This is a genomic window from Pinibacter aurantiacus (assembly GCF_019130065.1).
In the GTDB taxonomy this organism is placed as follows: domain Bacteria; phylum Bacteroidota; class Bacteroidia; order Chitinophagales; family Chitinophagaceae; genus Pinibacter; species Pinibacter aurantiacus.
In genome coordinates this window covers 365456-382802 of record NZ_JAHSPG010000002.1, presented here as the reverse complement: position 1 = coordinate 382802, position 17347 = coordinate 365456, and the positions used below count along the sequence as shown (strand labels likewise).

The 17347-nt window shown below is 42.8% G+C and carries 15 protein-coding genes; 6 read left to right on the top strand and 9 right to left on the bottom strand.

All coding sequences use genetic code 11. The annotated features are described in order from the left end of the window. Positions 1-106 precede the first annotated feature (106 nt). The 3 genes from KTO63_RS04940 to bcp all read right to left on the bottom strand — a co-directional run bounded on the left by KTO63_RS04940 (position 107) and on the right by bcp (position 3215). Positions 107-496, bottom strand: coding sequence for an HIT family protein (locus KTO63_RS04940; protein ID WP_217790119.1), 390 nt, complete (start codon positions 494-496; stop codon positions 107-109). Positions 497-726: 230 nt separating this feature from the next. Further along, a complete protein-coding gene (locus KTO63_RS04935) occupies positions 727-2571 on the bottom strand; it encodes a 2-oxoacid:acceptor oxidoreductase subunit alpha (protein ID WP_217790118.1) in 1845 nt (614 codons plus the stop codon). 179 nt (positions 2572-2750) lie between these two features. Then, positions 2751-3215, bottom strand: a complete 465-nt coding sequence (gene bcp, locus KTO63_RS04930) for a thioredoxin-dependent thiol peroxidase (RefSeq protein WP_217790117.1) — start codon at positions 3213-3215, stop codon at positions 2751-2753. A gap of 164 nt (positions 3216-3379) precedes the next feature. Here bcp and KTO63_RS04925 point away from each other — a divergent pair, with 164 nt between their 5' ends. Then, positions 3380-3832, top strand: coding sequence for a DinB family protein (locus KTO63_RS04925; RefSeq protein WP_217790116.1), 453 nt, complete (start codon positions 3380-3382; stop codon positions 3830-3832). Between the two features lie 85 nt (positions 3833-3917). On the opposite strand, the gene KTO63_RS04920 is transcribed toward KTO63_RS04925, so the two are convergent. Further along, positions 3918-4715 carry a TIGR00266 family protein gene (locus tag KTO63_RS04920; protein WP_217790115.1) on the bottom strand — a complete coding sequence of 266 codons (798 nt, stop codon included), beginning with the start codon at positions 4713-4715 and terminating at the stop codon, positions 3918-3920. A gap of 164 nt (positions 4716-4879) precedes the next feature. Between KTO63_RS04920 and KTO63_RS04915 the strand changes: the two genes are divergently transcribed. Beyond that, on the top strand, positions 4880-5608 hold the full coding sequence (locus KTO63_RS04915; protein WP_217790114.1) for a DNA-formamidopyrimidine glycosylase family protein: 729 nt from the start codon (positions 4880-4882) through the stop codon (positions 5606-5608). A 109-nt stretch (positions 5609-5717) separates the two neighbouring features. Here KTO63_RS04915 and KTO63_RS04910 read toward each other — a convergent pair whose 3' ends face one another. The 4 genes from KTO63_RS04910 to KTO63_RS04895 form a co-directional block, all read right to left on the bottom strand. After that, entirely contained in the window at positions 5718-6815 is a 1098-nt protein-coding gene (locus tag KTO63_RS04910; RefSeq protein WP_217790113.1) for a serine hydrolase domain-containing protein, read from the bottom strand. A gap of 155 nt (positions 6816-6970) precedes the next feature. Further along, positions 6971-7789 carry a sterol desaturase family protein gene (locus tag KTO63_RS04905; protein ID WP_217790112.1) on the bottom strand — a complete coding sequence of 273 codons (819 nt, stop codon included), beginning with the start codon at positions 7787-7789 and terminating at the stop codon, positions 6971-6973. Positions 7790-7865: 76 nt separating this feature from the next. Then, positions 7866-8978 carry a Fic family protein gene (locus KTO63_RS04900; protein WP_217790111.1) on the bottom strand — a complete coding sequence of 371 codons (1113 nt, stop codon included), beginning with the start codon at positions 8976-8978 and terminating at the stop codon, positions 7866-7868. Between the two features lie 213 nt (positions 8979-9191). After that, positions 9192-10013, bottom strand: a complete 822-nt coding sequence (locus KTO63_RS04895) for a penicillin-binding transpeptidase domain-containing protein (RefSeq protein WP_217790110.1) — start codon at positions 10011-10013, stop codon at positions 9192-9194. Between the two features lie 145 nt (positions 10014-10158). Between KTO63_RS04895 and KTO63_RS04890 the strand changes: the two genes are divergently transcribed. The 3 genes from KTO63_RS04890 to KTO63_RS04880 all read left to right on the top strand — a co-directional run bounded on the left by KTO63_RS04890 (position 10159) and on the right by KTO63_RS04880 (position 15263). Then, positions 10159-11097 (top strand): hypothetical protein, encoded by a 939-nt coding sequence (locus tag KTO63_RS04890; RefSeq protein WP_217790109.1) that lies wholly within the window; start codon positions 10159-10161, stop codon positions 11095-11097. 202 nt (positions 11098-11299) lie between these two features. Continuing rightward, positions 11300-14668, top strand: coding sequence for a methylmalonyl-CoA mutase family protein (locus KTO63_RS04885; protein ID WP_217790107.1), 3369 nt, complete (start codon positions 11300-11302; stop codon positions 14666-14668). Positions 14669-14831: 163 nt separating this feature from the next. Next, positions 14832-15263: a DUF1016 N-terminal domain-containing protein gene (locus tag KTO63_RS04880; protein WP_217790105.1), complete on the top strand. Its 432-nt coding sequence runs from the start codon at positions 14832-14834 to the stop codon at positions 15261-15263. On the opposite strand, the gene KTO63_RS04875 is transcribed toward KTO63_RS04880, so the two are convergent. Beyond that, positions 15256-16209 (bottom strand): methylenetetrahydrofolate reductase, encoded by a 954-nt coding sequence (locus KTO63_RS04875; RefSeq protein ID WP_217790104.1) that lies wholly within the window; start codon positions 16207-16209, stop codon positions 15256-15258. The genes KTO63_RS04880 and KTO63_RS04875 overlap by 8 nt on opposite strands. 306 nt (positions 16210-16515) lie before the next feature. On the opposite strand from KTO63_RS04875, the gene lptB reads away from it, so the two are divergent. Beyond that, a complete protein-coding gene (gene lptB / locus KTO63_RS04870; RefSeq protein ID WP_217790103.1) occupies positions 16516-17316 on the top strand; it encodes an LPS export ABC transporter ATP-binding protein in 801 nt (266 codons plus the stop codon). Positions 17317-17347 lie beyond the last annotated feature (31 nt).

The window sequence follows — 17347 nt, the reverse complement described above, 5'->3', positions numbered from 1 at the left end:
AAGAAAGTACACCCTGACTGAAAGTAAATTCATAAAACGCAAAGGAAACGAAGATATTATCAACTTGTCTTCGTTTCCTTTGCGCAGAACTTTGAGTCCTTTGCGGTTACAGTTCCTTCACAATCTTTTCCTGTATTTTCTTAAACTCTTCCGGAGACAGTTTCAGTTTTGCGTTCGCGAAGTTCATATCATTTGCACTGTTGATGGGAATAAGATGTAAGTGCGCATGTGGCACTTCAAGACCTACAACGCTTACGCCTATACGATTACAAGGAACGGCTTTTTCTATTGCGTGTGCAATGCGTTTTGCGAATATGAGGTATTCACTCATGTACTCATCAGCCACATCAAAAAACTTATCTGTTTCTACTTTTGGTACTACGAGCGTGTGACCTTCCACCAGGGGGAAAATGTCGAGGAATGCATAAAAATTATCGTTCTCTGCAATTTTATAAGAAGGAATTTCGCCGGCTATTATTTTTGAAAAGATGGTCATGGTGACGTGAGTTTGAGTGTTGTCCAAAATTAATCGTGAAAGGTGAATCGTCAATCGTGAATGGGTGGTTTATTTTCGCTGTGCGAAATTAGCTTGGACAGGTCTGAGATTCACCGGCGATAACAAAAAAGCTTGTCACTATTGATGACAAGCTTTTTTTTGTTTCATTTGTTGAATGAATTAATTTTTCGGAGGCCAATTCACGTTTCACGATTGACGCTTCACGATCATTATAACATTCCCTTAATCGCTTCTACCAATTCTCCTTTTGTAATCGGAACGCCCATGATCTTGTTGTAACCTTTGGCGTCGATCAGGAATTGTTCGCGGATGATTTTTATTAATTGACCATTGTTGATTTCTGGTATCAATACTTTATCAAACTTCTTGATGAGATCACCAAGATTTTTCGGGAACGGACGAAGGTATTTTATGTGCGCATGACTTACTGCATGGCCTTCGGCTTGAATTTCCGATACGGCACTCTTAATCGCACCATATGTGGAACCCCAGCCTAGCACCAGCACTTTACCTTTTTCAGGACCGCTGTCTAGTTGTTGGTCTGGAATATAGTCTGCAATTTTATCTACTTTCTCCTGGCGAATCTTCACCATCAGCTGGTGGTTCTCAGGATCGTAGCTTACGTTACCAGTAATATTTTGTTTTTCCAAACCTCCGATGCGGTGCTCTAAACCGGGTGTTCCGGGAATGGCCCATGGACGAACCAGTTTTTCATCGCGCAGGTATGGTTGGAATTTTTCTTCTTCATGACCAAGTTCTGTTTTGAACTTCACTTTTATTTCCTGCAGGTCATCAGCTTTTGGGAATTTCCAAGGCTCGGCACCGTTGGCAATATAACCGTCGCTTAGGAAAATAACCGGTGTCATGTGTTGCACTGCAATTCTCACCGCTTCGTAAACAGTCGCAAAACAATCGCTCGGTGTAGAAGCAGAAATTACAGGCATCGGGCATTCGCCGTTACGTCCGTAATACGCTTGCAACAAATCACTTTGTTCTGTTTTTGTTGGCAAACCTGTGGAAGGGCCTCCGCGTTGAATGTTCACAATCAGCAAAGGAATTTCCAGCATCACTGCCAGTCCCATTGCTTCTGTTTTCAATGCCATACCGGGACCAGAAGTTGTTGTTACACCTAAAGAACCACCATAAGCAGCACCGATCGCGGCGGTAATACCGGCAATCTCATCTTCTGCCTGGAAGGTGCGCACGCCAAATGACTTGTGACGGCTCAACTCATGCAAAATATCTGAAGCTGGTGTGATTGGATATGTTCCCAGGAACAAAGGCAACCCGCTTTTTTGCGAAGCCGCTATCAAACCCATTGCTACAGCCTGGTTGCCCATGATGGAGCGATAAGTACCGGGCTGCATTTTCGCTTTTTCTACACGGTAGGTAGTAGTAAACGTTTCTGTAGTATCACCAAAGTTGAAACCTGCCTGCAACGCTTTGATGTTGCTATTCAGGATAACTTCTTTTTTACCGAATTTATCTTCAAGGAATTTGATCGAACTGTCCATATCGCGGTTGTACATCCAGTAAAGGAACCCAAGCACAAACATGTTCTTTGCACGGTCCTTTTCTTTTGTACCCAGTTCATATTCTTTCAGCGCTTCGCGGGTCATTTTGGTTACATCCATTTTAATAACCTCATAACTGCTCAGGCTGTCATCGTTGATGGGGTTTACACCGTCAGGATAATTGGCAAGACGCAAATTTTTCGCATCAAAACCATCGGTGTTTACGATTATTTTACCGCCTTTTTTCAGGCTTTTCAAATTTGCTTTTAGGGCCGCGGCATTCATGGCCACCAGCACGTCGCACTCGTCGCCGGGCGTAAATACACGGTCGCTGGAAAAGCGCAACTGGTATCCACTCACACCTGGCAAAGTACCTTGCGGCGCACGTATTTCGGCTGGAAAATCGGGGAATGTGGCTAAGTCAATTCCCATCAGGGCCGTATTGTTGGTAAACTGCGTTCCTGTCAGCTGCATCCCATCTCCACTGTCTCCGGCAAACTTTATCACTACGTCCTGTAATAATTCTTCTTTACGACTCACGTTTCAAAATTTTCGCAAATTTACATAAGAAAGGGACGCGAAGGGATGATTGCGCTTACGGAATGCGATAAAAAAAGTTGTTAGCTGATGGTTGTTAGTTGTTAGACCCTTTAAAAAGAATATTCTTTGTAAAACATTAACAACTAACGTCTTAAAGTCTAACAACTATTAACGAACAACTATTTCCCCAACGCTGCAATAATCTCTTCTGCATGCTGCTTATTCTTGGGGCGCAAAAAGATCTTTTGGATCTTGCCCTTCTCATCTATTACAAAGGTGGTGCGATGAAGCCCCATGTATTTGCGGCCATAAAGTTGTTTTTCGCCCCACACACCATATTTGTCAATAATGGCGTGATCTGTATCTGCAATTAGCGTAAAAGGAAGCTGATGTTTTTCCCTGAATTTTATGTGTGATTTTTCGTCATCCGGACTTACGCCGATGACTTCAAAGCCTTTTTGTTTTAACAGGCTATAATTGTCACGAAGATTGCATGATTGTACGGTGCAGGTGGGCGTAAGGTCTTGCGGGTAAAAATACAACACCACTTTTTTGCCTTTAAAATCTGAAAGTGAAACCTTTTTACTGTCCTGATCAATTCCTGAAAATGCGGGAGCTTTATCTCCCTCTTGTAGTTGAATCATAGGGCAAAATTCAATTAAAAATTAATAATTAAGAATTAATAGGTGCTGCATGCGAATATTTTTTAAACAGACTTTATGCTAATAGTATGCGGACTGCCGCCTTCTTAATTATTAATTATTAATTATTAATTGCTGTTTACTAGCTTGCAGCAAATACAATCACCATGAAACGTATATTTCTTCTTGTGTTGCCCGTTGCGCTTTTTTCCTGCGGCAACAGTACTGAGCAACGCAAAGATGGATTTTCCCAGGCGCCTACAACAAAGGAAGATTCTTTGTATGAAGAAGTGATGAAAGGGCATGATATCGGAATGGCCGCGATGGGAAAAATAAAGGGTTATCAATCCCAATCGCAACGTGCACTTGACAGCGTTGCGAAATTGCCAAATCAAAAGCTGGCAGAAGCTTACAAACAAAATGTATTGAGCGTTCAGCAAGCACTCAACCACGCGGATAGCAGCATGAATGACTGGATGGAAAAATTCAGTCCCGATTCTTTTGAAAATGACAAGGCGAAAAGAGTGGAGTACTTAGAATCTGAGAAAAATAAAGTGAATGATGTGAGACAAATGATTTTAGGAAGTTTGAAAAAGGCGGATTCATTGTTTAAGAAATAGGAAATTGCCACAGAAACACAGAGAACACAGAAAATAAGTTCACTTTATCAAACTCTTTATTCTCTGTGCCTCTGTGGCAAAAAAACTACCAGCCGTCGCCATCCAGCATATTGCCTATGCCTCCGAGTATGCTGCCTTCTTCTTTTCTGTTAGTTGTGCCGTAGCTAAGAACGCGGCTTGCCAGCCTGCTTATTGGTAGTGTTTGAATCCACACTTTTCCCGGACCGCGAAGGGTCGCGAAGAAAAGACCTTCTCCACCAAACAATGTGTTTTTTATACCACCCACAAATTGAATATCGAAATCGATACCTTGTGTGTACGCCACCAAACAACCGGTATCTAGTCTTAGCAATTCACCTGGCTGAAGCGTGCGTTCAAACACGTGACCTCCGGCGTGAACGAAAGCCATGCCATCGCCTTCCAGTTTTTCCATAATAAAACCTTCCCCGCCGAATATGCCGGTGCCCAGTTTGCGCTGGAACTCGATGCTGATGCTAACACCTTTTGCTGCACACAGGAATGCATCTTTTTGAGCAATAACTTTATTACCTAGTTGCTGAAGATCAAGTGGAATAATTTTTCCTGGATATGGTGAAGCAAAACTTACATGCTTTTTGCCCATGCCCACATTTGTAAATGCTGTCATAAACAAACTTTCGCCAACAAGCATTCGTTTGCCCGCAGAAAAAAGTTTACCGAGCAAACCATTGCCTTGTTGCTGCGAACCGTCGCCGAAAATGGTTTGCATTTGAATGCCATCTTCCATCATCATAAAAGCGCCGCTTTCGCCGATTGCGGTTTCACCCGGATCAAGTTCTATTTCTACATATTGCATTTCTTCTCCGTAAATGCGATAATCAATTTCATGATTGCTAATAGCCATGTTTGTAAAGTTTAAATGGTAGGTTAAAGGTATTACAAAGAAGAATTAAGTTGGGGGTTGAAAGTCAAAAGGAAAAATTAAAAAGTAAAAAACATTTCCTCATCGTACTCCAAACATCGGACCCTGCCTGGGCATAGATTTTTAATATTAACCTAAAAGCAGTCATGCCAGAAGGACCTTCCATAGTCATATTCAAAGAGGAAGTACAAGGGTTTAAAAGAAAAAAGATCATCGCTGTGAGCGGCAATACAGCAATTGAAAAAGAAAGAATGCTTAATCAAACGGTTGTTGATTTTAAGAGCTGGGGCAAACATTTTCTAATCTGTTTTAAAGCGTTTTCATTACGCGTTCACTTCATGCTGTTTGGCAGTTACAGAATCAATGAAAAAAAGGATGCACCTGCGAGACTGAGTCTTCAATTTACCAATGGAGAAATCAACTTCTATGCATGCTCAGTTCAGTTTGTAGAAGGAAATGTAAATGACACTTATGATTGGTCGGTAGATGTAATGAGCGATGAGTGGGACCCAGTCAAAGCAAGAAAAAAGTTAAAAGCAAATCCTGATATGCTGGTTTGTGACGCATTGCTCGACCAACATATTTTTTCAGGCGTTGGCAATATTATCAAGAATGAGGTGCTATTTCGCATTAAGGTTCATCCCGAAAGCAAAATCGGAAACCTGCCGCCTAAAAAACTCTCCGAACTTATTAAAGAAGCACGCGTTTACAGTTTTCAATTTTTAGAGTGGAAAAAAGCATTTGTCCTTAAAAAACATTGGCTTGCTCATACAAAGAAGATATGCCCTCGTGACCATATTCCCTTCATTAAAAAACATTTGGGCAAAACACATCGAAGAACATTTTATTGCGAAATGTGCCAGGTAAGGTATTGATCAGTCATCAGTAAAATTTCACGCAAAGGCGCAGAGGGGCAAAGGCACAAAGGCTATAGAAAAAAATCAGAGTAAATCAGCTAAATCAGTGCCATCTGCGTGCTGGCTGTTATTGCATGTAGTGCAGCCTCAATTCTCTCGCCAAATTCAGCGACGCTCCTTTTGCGGCATTATTTCCCGCATTGCAAAAAACCACTATGGCAAGATCCTTTTCTTTATGTACTTCGATATGTACAAAAAATGTAGTGAGGGTACCGTCGCTCTCGGCAATGTGATTGCCATCTACTTCCAAATTTCCCCAACCCATGGAATAATCAGGATAAGCATACTGCAGCAATTGGTAAGCACGCTGAGGCATAAGCGCTTTTTTGTTCTCTAATCCACGAAGATTATCGATGGCGAATTTCGCGTAATCCTGTATTGACAAATTTGCATCAATAGGTTCTAAGCCGGGAGTGATCAGCAGTCCCCACCAATCATCCGGAGGCACACCCTGAAACACACCTGCAATGTTTGCATGTCCCCATGTATCTTTAGCATCATTTCTGTTGGGAAACCTGAATTTCACATTTATGCCCAACGGTTTGTTTACATATTCCTCCATTAACTGCTTGTAAGGTTTCCCGCTAACTTTTTCCAGCATGGCGGCGGCAACAATACTGCCGGCGTTGGTATATCTAACGGGCTTTCTGCCTACAGAATCTGCGAGACCTCTTTGTTTCGTTATCCACGATAAAAAATCTTTGCGTTGTGTTGTCCCATCTTGCCCCCTCAACACGGGCATTTTACGTATTTCATCAACAGTATTAAAAGAAATTAATCCCGCTCTTTGGGAAAGTATATCTGCCAACGTGATGTTACTATATTCTGCCCTGGCGGTTTTCATTATGTCGGGAAAAAGCGTTGCCAGTTTTGTGTTCCACATTATTTTTCCGCTTGCGACAAGTTGTGCGGCGATGTAAGCTGTTAAACCTGTTGTATTATTTCCAAGATGATAGCGGCTTTTAACAGTGGCCGAATCGCGTGTGCGAAGTTTCTTAACCCCAACAGCCGCCATTTCTATGATGCTGTCAGAACTCATTACCGCGTATGCAAGGGAAGGAACAAAACGACTTTTTCTGATGGAGTCGGCCACTTGCGCCATCTCTTGCGCCTGTGTTGATAAAAAGCCAAACAAGAAAAGTACGGGCAGAATTTTTTTAGTCATAAGTGTGTATTCACCGGGTAAAGACAGTGAATGGCAGAACCAAATTAAACAAGCGGAGGATAAAAAGCAAATGCTGTAAAGCCGAACGCTTAATGCCTAACGCTTAACGCAGCGAGTAGCACTGCGCGTTAAGCGTTAGGCGTCTAGCGTTAAGCCTAATAGTCTGTCTTTATATTTTTATTAAATGGTAGTTTCAACTGGTACATCAGCTTCTCATCGGTTTCATCATCCAATACATCGAGACCGTAGCGAAGGGTAGATGGGTCGGTGTATGCAAATGTGCCAAACAGCCTGTCCCACAATGAAAAAATGTTGCTGTAGTTAGTGTCTGTATAGGGCCGCATATAGTGGTGGTGCACTTTATGCATATTCGGGGAGACGAAGATCCAGCTTATAGGCCGGTCGATCCACTCAGGCACAATAATGTTTGCATGATTGAAATGGGTAAACAAAGCAGCGCAGCTTCTGTAGAGAAAATACATCCATATCGGCATACCCATAACAACAATTCCAATGATCATAAAAAACTCACGAAACAGCCACTCGCCGGGATGATGCCTTGTGCCTGTGGTGACATCCACCTTCGTATCGCTGTGATGGATCATGTGAAATTTCCACATCCACTTTACGCGATGCATGAGCCGGTGTGGTATGTATTGGCCAAACAAATCGCCAATCAATAAGCACACAACAATCACCGCCCAAACAGGTAAATGCAGCCAATGAACGAGGCCGAACTTGTGTACTGTAACAGCATCGCATACGCGAATGGTAACAAGCCCGAATATCAGGTTTAATATCAGTGTAGTGAGTAAAAAGATAAGATTTACACCTGCGTGCCTATATCGTTTAAAGGAAAAACGAAACAAAGGATAATAGCCTTCGAGCAACCAAAAGAAGATCATTCCTCCCATTAAAATGAGGATACGATGGGCAGAGGGGATGTGCTCCCAGTATGCAATGAATTTGTCCATACAGGCAAGAATGTTACTTGTAAGTTACAATTTGCCGATCGATCAACAATCAGATTTAATAATTATTTGAGCGGGATCAATCTTCGTTTGAAGTAAGGGAATAGCTGGTACTACGCCCCCCAGAAGCGTCCTTGATCAATATCCCTTTCGTGATCAAATCCTGTATGTCTCTCGCTGCAGTATCCTGTGAGCATTTGGCGATTTTTGACCACTTGGAGGTGTTTAGTTTGCCTTCAAATCCATCCATCAGCCTATTGAGCATTAAGCATTGACGTTCATTCAGGGAAACGGTTGAAAATTGATCCCAGAATTTCGCTTTCTGTACCACTTTTTTAAGCGTTTCATTTGTCGCTTTTAATGCACGATCAAGGCACTGCAGGAACCATTCGAGCCAATCAGTAATGTCTAATGAATCTTTTTGCGTTTTTTCCAGCACATCGTAGTATTCTTTTCTATCGATCCTTATTTGGGCCGACATGCTGTAAAATCGCTGCGCGCTTTCATCTGCCTTTGCCAGCAACATATCTGTTATTGCCCTGGCTATGCGCCCGTTGCCATCATCAAAAGGATGTATGGTTACAAACCAAAGATGAGCGATAGCCGCTTTTAATATGGGATCGTTTTCCTCATTGGAGTTGAACCAGTCGAGGAACAATTTCATTTCCTTTTCCAAAACAGAAGAATCGGGCGCCTGAAAATGCACAACTTCTCTACCTGATGCACCCGACACGACTTGCATGGGATCAGCATCGGCATTGTCCCTCCAGCCGGCAACCACTATTTTGTGAATGCCACTATAGCCAGTGGGAAACAGTGCTGCGTGCCATCCGAAAAGTCTTTCGTCGGTTAACGGTTGGTCGAACTTTTCTATAGCATCCATCATCATATCTACTACGCCATCCACATTTCTATCTGAAGGAATTAGTCCAGCTATATCCATTCCTAAACGTCTGGCTATGGATGACCGAACCTGCTCGGCATCCAATACCTCCCCTTCAATTTCACTTGACTTTATGACCTCAAGGGTAAGAACATCCAAGGTTGCTTCTCTTTGCTGTTTAAAGCCGAATCCTGACATCTTACCCAACAATATTCCCTGCCTGTATCGAAGGGATGCAAGCAAAGGGCTTATTATTTTATCGTCCCAGAATTTGGGCCAGTCCTTTTTCTGATAGATATAAACTGCCATTTTTCGCAGGTTTGCGGTAAATATACAACTTATTCTCCGCACATTATGCGGAGATTACTATGTTTATTCTCCGCAAATTATGCGGATATTAGACAATAGATTCTCCGCAAGGCATAAAAAAGGTTGTCAGCCATCAGTTGCAAAGCCGCACTTTTGGCCTAACAACTAGCAACTAACAACCAACAATTTTATTTATCAATGAATGATGGCAGCCTACTTTTTTCCTTGCATAAACCCATACTGGGCCAAAATATCTTTCAGCATTTTGATGCGAACTGCAGAAACGTCGAGTGGTTTGCCGGTAGAAGCGATTTGCAGCACGAAAAAGTAAGGATGTTTGTTTTCCTCGATCCAGCCTACGATCCAGCCGATTGATCTGCTGTCTTCTGTATATCCCCAACCGGTTTTGTAACTCAATTCATAGTTGGCATTGCTCTCCATGAGCATCATGCTGCGAACAATGCGTTGTGTTCTTTTCTGGAAAGGCAGTTGATCAAAGTATAGTTTTTTTACAAGGCCCAATTGCTCGTCAGCCGTAATTTTTACAGAGTTGTCAAGCCAAAAAGTATCGATCTTGTTGATCGAGGGTTTTGAGTAGCGGCGGCCGTAACCCAATGTATCGATCCAGCGCTGCATGGTGTCTTTTCCTATTCTTCTCGCCAATTCCTGGAACCATGGCACACATGAAAGACGGAATGCATTGTACATGCTTAGGTCCTGGTTCCACTGAGGGTTTGATCTTGTTACTCCATCCCATTTTATTACTGTGCTGTCATCCTTTACACGACCCGTTTCTATGCCGATCAGCGAGTTTACAATTTTAAACGTACTTGCCGGTAAATAAGCGCTGTCGCGAAAAGCTTTGCGGTTATATATGGTAAAATGGCCCTGTCCGTTGTCGAACAACCCGAAGCTCCCCGTTACATTATTTTCATCGAAATATTTCTTCAGACTGTCGTCGTTCGTAACATTATTAGAGGTGCAGGCGCTAAAGCAAATAGACGCGGCCACCAATAAATAAGCAAAAAGTTTCATGAGATGTACAATTGAAGCGCAAATGTAGCGTGAAACGACACTTTTTTTGCAAAGAAAGTCCCGACAATTATTTTCCGGGATAAACGTTATTGGAAAACGCCGGTCTGAGTTTATCCGGTAGCATTAAAAAACCAAACAGTACATTATGAAAAATCTTTGGATAGTAGCCGCTTTCGCCGCAGCAGGTTTAACCGCTTGCCAAAAATCCGACTCTACAAGTCCAGACTCGAAGGGAAGCGACACTGTGAATACAGCGACTGCAAATATTATATTCAAATTTAAATTCGATTCTACACAAGTGCGTTTGAACAACGTTGGGCAGCCGTCCACCATTCCTTCTGATCATGGAGCTCAAAGCCCGGTGATGAACTCTATGAGTGCTCACTATATTGAGATTACGCCAAATGCACTGACCGCTTTGGGGAAAGGCGCCATTTTATATAAAGCTGACGAAACCACTGCCGGCGGCGAATCTGCCATTGATTTCGACAAAGCTGCAAAAGCGGGCGATGGGCAGGTTTTTTATACGGCACCTATCAAAAACATTCCAATTGGTACTTACGAGTGGATCCGCGTTTCTTTGGCATACCAAAATGCAACAGCCTATTTTCACGTAGATACTACCATCGGTGGTTTCCCTGTAAAGCAAGAGGTTGCCGGAACCATTGCAGGCTTTATTGGTTACAATACCTACATAAAAAATTTCAAGATCAAAGATTCCACATTGACTGTTAACGCTAATAAAAAGCAAGGCTTCTGGGGCTCTGAAGCGGCAATTACAGCATACGGTTACACTTTTGGCAGAACGATAACGGGTCAATCTGCCGGAACCACAACGGTTGTGAACCCCATCTTTGCTACATCACCCATTCCTGCGGGAAGCTGTGTAGTAACAGCAGCATTTGCACCTGGCAAACTGACCATTACGGGTAAAGAAACCAAAGACATCGTGGTTGAGCTCTCCTTCTCTACTAAAAAAAGTTTCGAATGGCAGGAAGTGATAAAAGACGGCTTGTGGGAGCCTTCGAAGGGTGAGAATTTAGTGGACATGGGAATTAGAGGGATGATTCCGACTATCAAGTAATTGGCACACAGATGACACGGATTAGACGGATTTTCACTGATCTTTTCATTTAGAAAGCCGGCATTGTTTTGAAGTCGTCGCATCTTTGCTTCGCCGCGCCGCTGCCTGAAATCCATCTTATAAAATCCTTGCGAGAAATAAAGCCGATACCTTATTTTTGCTAACAATTGTTAGTTTTTAAAATAAGTTATCGGCTTTTTATATGGCAAATACTCCAACTCAAAAGATCAGAATTGTTACTGCAGCCAGTTTATTCGACGGACACGATGCGGCGATCAACATCATGCGACGCATTTTACAAAGCAAGGGCGCCGAGATCATTCACCTGGGACATAACAGAAGTGTACACGAAATTGTAGAGGCAGCTATTGAAGAAGATGCCCATGGAATTGCCATTACCAGCTACCAGGGCGGCCACGTGGAGTTTTTCAAATACATGAAGGATTTACTGGATCAAAACGGCTGCGGTCATATCAAAATATTTGGCGGCGGGGGCGGCACCATTTTGCCCGAAGAAATCCGTGAACTGCACAGCTATGGCATTACCCGCATTTATAGCCCTGATGACGGCAGACACATGGGCCTCGAAGGCATGATCGAAGATCTTTTGCAAAAAAGTAATCCGGAGAATGGTGCTCCGCAAGGATCTGGTTACTGGAAGGCGGCGGAGAAATGGAACGGCAAATTGCCGCTTGGAGAGAAGAAGGACATCAGGAGAATTGCCCGTCACATTACACTTGCTGAAGCAGGTGAACCGTTCGATAAACAAGAAGTTGCTGCTGGCTATCCAGTTCTGGGAATAACAGGGACAGGCGGCGCTGGAAAATCATCTGTAACAGATGAAATCGTTCGCAGATTTTTAAACGCGTTTCCAGATAAAACCATTGCGGTTATTTCTGTGGACCCATCTAAGAAAAAAACGGGCGGGGCACTGCTGGGCGATCGCATTCGCATGAACAGCATCAGTTCCCCACGTGCATATATGCGCTCGCTTGCTACTCGAGATAGTGATGTGGCGCTAAGCGCATACGTAGAAGAAGCTTTGAATGTTGTGAAAAATGCTGGCTACGATTTAGTCATTCTTGAAAGCGCCGGTGTTGGCCAAAGCGATGCGTCTATTCTCGATTATTGTAATGCCAGTTTGTATGTGATGACACCGGAATATGGTGCGGCTTCGCAACTTGAAAAGATCAACATGCTGGACTATGCCGATGTAATTGCCATCAACAAATTTGATAAGGCCGGTGCGTTGGATGCGTTGCAGGATGTACGTAAACAATACAAACGAAATCACGGTCTGTTTACTGCGAAAGATGCTGATATTCCTGTTGTAGGAACCATCGCTTCGCAATTCAATGATGCGGGCATTAATGAGTTGTTTGAAAAATTGATCACCGTAATTGAAAAGAAAAGTGGCGTCTCTTTTGGAAAAATAGAATTGCATCAACATACTTCTGACACGACAAATAAATCACAGGTTATTCCGGCAAAACGCGTTCGTTATTTGTCAGAAATATCTGAATCCAACAGAGGTTACGATAAATGGGTGATCGAGCAAAGTGAGGTGGCGACAAAGTTGTATCAGCTGGATGGTGTGATGAAATTTGCCGAAGTGGAAAAAGAAGGCCTTCAAAAATTGCAACAGCAATTGAAGGACAAACTTTCTGTCGAAAACAAGAAACTGGTGGAGCAATGGCCGAATTTGCAGAAAAAATATGAGGCTGATTATTTTGAATACCAGGTACGTGATAAAGTTATCAAACAAGACCTTACAAGCACATCCCTAAGCGGAACAAGAATTCCGAAAGTTGTTTTACCTAAATACAAAGACTGGGGCGATATTTTACAATGGCAACTGCAGGAAAATGTTCCTGGAGAGTTTCCATACACAGCTGGCGTGTTTGAATTAAAACGTACCGGCGAGGATCCTACCAGGATGTTTGCAGGAGAAGGCGGGCCTGAAAGAACCAACAAACGCTTTCATTACGTATCACTGGAGCAGCCTGCGAAGCGTTTGTCTACAGCCTTTGACAGCGTAACCTTATATGGTGAAGACCCAGATCATCGTCCGGATATTTATGGCAAAGTGGGTAACTCCGGCGTAAGCATCGCAACAGTGGATGATGCAAAAAAACTATACAGCGGTTTTGATCTTTGCGATCCTAAAACTTCTGTGAGTATGACCATCAATGGCCCTGCACCAATGTTGCTTGCATTCTTTATGAATGCAGCCATCGATCAGCAGTGTGAAAAATGGCTCACAGAAAATAATCAATGGTCGTTGGCTGAAGAAGCATTCAAAAAGAAATATGCGCATGCTTCCAAACCCTTATACTACAACCCTTCTGCACCTGAAAGATTGCCTGATGGCAACAGCGGCTTAGGATTGCAATTGCTTGGCTTGAGCGGCGATGAAGTGTTGCCTAAAGATGAGTATGAAAAAATTAAAGCGAATGCATTGTCAAGTGTTCGAGGAACAGTGCAGGCAGATATTTTAAAAGAGGACCAGGCGCAAAACACTTGTATTTTTTCTACAGAGTTTGCGTTGAAGTTGATGGGCGATGTGCAGGAATATTTCATCAAAGAAAAAGTGCGCAACTTTTATAGCGTGAGTATTAGCGGCTATCACATTGCAGAAGCCGGCGCCAATCCTATTACGCAGCTCGCATTTACATTAGCAAATGGATTTACCTATGTAGAATATTATCTCAGCCGCGGTATGCATATTGATGACTTTGCACCAAACTTATCTTTCTTCTTCAGTAATGGCATGGATCCTGAATATAGCGTTATCGGACGTGTAGCAAGAAGAATTTGGGCAAAAGCGATGAAATTAAAATATAACGGTAATGACCGTTCGCAGAAACTGAAATATCACATTCAAACAAGTGGTAGAAGCTTGCACGCGCAAGAAATAGACTTCAACGACATCCGTACAACGCTGCAAGCATTGTATGCGATTTACGACAATTGCAACAGCCTTCACACAAACGCGTACGACGAGGCGATCACCACACCAACGGAAGAAAGTGTTCGCCGCGCAATGGCCATTCAGTTGATCATTAACCGTGAATTAGGAACTGCTAAAACTGAGAACTTTACGCAAGGAAGTTTTGCCATTGAAGAGTTAACGGATTTAGTGGAAGAAGCCGTACTTGCAGAGTTCGACCGCATTACAGAACGTGGCGGTGTGCTCGGTGCAATGGAAAGAATGTACCAGCGAAATAAAATTCAGGAAGAAAGCCTGCATTACGAAATGCTGAAACATACAGGAGAATTTCCAATTGTTGGCGTAAACACTTTCCTCAACAAAAAAGGAAGTCCTACTGTCATTCCAAACGAGGTGATCCGCAGTACAACAGAAGAAAAAGAACAACAAATTCAAAACTTGCAAGCCTTCTGGAAACGCAACGAAAACAAATCTGCAGAGGCATTGAATAAATTGAAATCTGTTGCCATTGCAAATGGTAACCTGTTTAATGAATTAATGGAAACGGTGAAGTATTGCTCGCTGGGACAGATCACTCATGCCTTGTATGAAGTGGGCGGCCAGTATAGACGCAGCATGTAGTTACCATCTGATACAATTAATCTTTTAGACTTAACTTTAGAACTTTTACGAATCCCTCACAGTGCTGTGAGGGATTCTCGTACTCCCATTAGTGTTAGGAATACTATTGACCAAATAGAAGCCTCAACAACAAGCAAATCAAAATTTAAAATTCTGAAAGGCAATGGGAGTTAATTACATCGCGGAGATTAAACACATTCTATCCGAAGCAAGAACAAAAGCATACGCAGTTATTAATACAACTATGGTGGAAGCCTACTGGCAGATAGGCAAGCGTATTGTTGAAGAAGAACAAAAGGGCAAAGCACGGGCGGAGTATGGCAAGGAAATAGTTGAAAATTTAGCTAAGGAACTCAGCCAGGAATTTGGAAATGGGTTTTCGAGGAGAAGCATTTTCCAATATCGACAGTTTTATCTGCTGTTTCCTCCGGTAATTGTGCGAACAGCGTTCGCACAATCTCCTATGAAGGAAATCTCCCTAAAAACGAATAAGGGAATGAATCAACTTCATTCCCTTATTCGTTTATATAAAAGTAAGAACTCTTCAAATTTCCCGCACCCCATTTTCAAATCCTCAAATTTTCAAATTACCTAATTTCTTTCACCACATTCTGTATCACCTTCGGCTTACCCAAAGTGTAGTAGTGCAACACAGGCACACCAAATTTTTTCAATTCTCTACTTTGCTGGATCAGCCATTCAGTTCCGATGATCTCTACCTCTTCGTCTGTTTTTGCTTTCATGATAGCATTTGACAAGTCAGTAGGAATATCTACGTGGAATATTTTAGGAAGAATGTTCAATTGCTTTTTATTCGTGATGGGCTTCAATCCCGGAATGATAGGAACTGTGATGCCATTTTCGCGGCAAAGTTTTACGAAGTCGCAGTATTTCTGGTTGTCGAAAAACATTTGCGTCATGATGTATTCCGCGCCTGCATCTACTTTGGCTTTCAGGTAAGCCATGTCAGTAGAAAGGTTTGGCGATTCGAAATGCTTCTCGGGATAACCCGCAACACCCATACAGAAGTTTGTTTTACCGCCATTGGTAATATCTTCTTCCAGGTAAATACCGTGGTTAAGATTGCCAACCTGTTTCAACAAATCGATCGCATAGCGATGACCGTGCGGATGTGGTTCGAAGAAAGCTTCATTCTTTGCAGCGTCTCCACGTAGAACCAAAACGTTATCAATGCCCAAAAAGTTAAGATCGATCAATGCATCTTCCGTTTCTCTTTTGCCAAAACCGCCACAAATAAGGTGAGGCACAGCGTCTACTTTGTAGTAGTTCATGATGGCCGCACAAATACCAACTGTTCCCGGTCTTTTTCTTACTTCTACCTGCTCGAAAGTTCCGTCGATCTTTTTCTTAAACATTGTTTCGCTACGGTGGTAAGTAACGTTGATAAACGATGGTTTAAACTCCATCAGGGGATCGAGGTGGTTATATATAGCGCTGATGTCTTTTCCTTTCAGGGGAGGCAAAATTTCAAAAGAAACCAGAGTGTCCTTTGCCTGGTTAATGTGATCGATAACTTTCATCTTGTGTAATATGTTTCGCGTAAGCAGTAATTACTACGTTGGCGATGTTTTAAGGCTTATGAAGCTTTTTAAAATATCCGCAAACATAGTTCGCGAAAGTTACAAAACAAAATGGATTGAAGGCTGAACGCTCAGTGCCTAACGCTTAAGGCAGTCTGCCGGCGACAATAGCTGTCGGTATAAACCGCGAAAACCCGCGTTAAGCGTTTAGCGTTAAGCATTCTGCGTTCATCGTTAAGCTTATTTTAACTTTGATATTTCCCCGTTTTGATTACTTCCGGTATTTTTGCGCCAAAGCTTTAATAATTGAGTTTAAAAATACATACCAACGAGTTAGTTAAAACCTATAGCAGCCGTACTGTTGTAAATCACGTGTCCGTGAATGTAGAGCAGGGAGAGATTGTGGGTCTGCTGGGGCCAAATGGTGCCGGTAAAACTACTACCTTCTACATGGTGGTGGGCCTTATCAAACCAGATGAGGGCAAGGTTTTCCTTAACGAGGAGGATATTACAAAACTGCCAATGTATAAACGCGCCCAGCTGGGCATTGGCTACCTTCCGCAAGAGGCTTCGGTTTTTCGTAAGCTGACTGTAGAGGACAATATTAAAGCGGTGCTGGAAATGACAAAACTCTCCAAACAACAGCAAAAACAAAAGCTGGAGGACCTGTTGGATGAGTTCCGCCTGCACCACGTTCGTAAAAACAATGGCGACAGCCTGAGTGGTGGCGAAAGAAGACGTACTGAAATTGCCCGTGCACTGGCCGTTGACCCGAAATTTATCTTACTGGATGAACCTTTTGCCGGCGTTGACCCTATTGCGGTAGAGGATATTCAAACAGTAGTTGCCCGCCTGAAATACAAGAATATCGGTATTCTTATTACCGACCACAACGTAAACGAAACACTTTCTATTTGCGACCGCGCTTATTTGCTGATCGACGGAAAGATCTTCAAACACGGCACTGCCGAGCAATTGGCGGAAGATGAGCAGGTAAGAAGGCTTTATCTTGGCCGTAACTTCGAGCTTCGCCGTAAAGATTATTTACATGCGGAAGTAATGAAGGGTATTGGCGATTTCCCGCACATGGAAGAGAATAATCAGTAATATCGAATTGCTAGAGACAAGGCATTGCCTT

Bases quoted from the DNA above. Each gene is read 5' to 3' on its own strand.
- KTO63_RS04895 (WP_217790110.1), bottom strand. From the start codon at position 10,013: ATGAAACTTTTTGCTTATTTATTGGTGGCCGCGTCTATTTGCTTTAGC.
- KTO63_RS04915 (WP_217790114.1), top strand. From the start codon at position 4,880: ATGCCAGAAGGACCTTCCATAGTCATATTCAAAGAGGAAGTACAAGGG.
- KTO63_RS04940 (WP_217790119.1), bottom strand. From the start codon at position 496: ATGACCATCTTTTCAAAAATAATAGCCGGCGAAATTCCTTCTTATAAA.
- KTO63_RS04920 (WP_217790115.1), bottom strand. From the start codon at position 4,715: ATGGCTATTAGCAATCATGAAATTGATTATCGCATTTACGGAGAAGAA.
- KTO63_RS04900 (WP_217790111.1), bottom strand. From the start codon at position 8,978: ATGGCAGTTTATATCTATCAGAAAAAGGACTGGCCCAAATTCTGGGAC.
- bcp (WP_217790117.1), bottom strand. From the start codon at position 3,215: ATGATTCAACTACAAGAGGGAGATAAAGCTCCCGCATTTTCAGGAATT.
- KTO63_RS04910 (WP_217790113.1), bottom strand. From the start codon at position 6,815: ATGACTAAAAAAATTCTGCCCGTACTTTTCTTGTTTGGCTTTTTATCA.
- KTO63_RS04880 (WP_217790105.1), top strand. From the start codon at position 14,832: ATGGGAGTTAATTACATCGCGGAGATTAAACACATTCTATCCGAAGCA.
- KTO63_RS04875 (WP_217790104.1), bottom strand. From the start codon at position 16,209: ATGAAAGTTATCGATCACATTAACCAGGCAAAGGACACTCTGGTTTCT.
- KTO63_RS04890 (WP_217790109.1), top strand. From the start codon at position 10,159: ATGAAAAATCTTTGGATAGTAGCCGCTTTCGCCGCAGCAGGTTTAACC.
- KTO63_RS04885 (WP_217790107.1), top strand. From the start codon at position 11,300: ATGGCAAATACTCCAACTCAAAAGATCAGAATTGTTACTGCAGCCAGT.
- KTO63_RS04925 (WP_217790116.1), top strand. From the start codon at position 3,380: ATGAAACGTATATTTCTTCTTGTGTTGCCCGTTGCGCTTTTTTCCTGC.
- KTO63_RS04905 (WP_217790112.1), bottom strand. From the start codon at position 7,789: ATGGACAAATTCATTGCATACTGGGAGCACATCCCCTCTGCCCATCGT.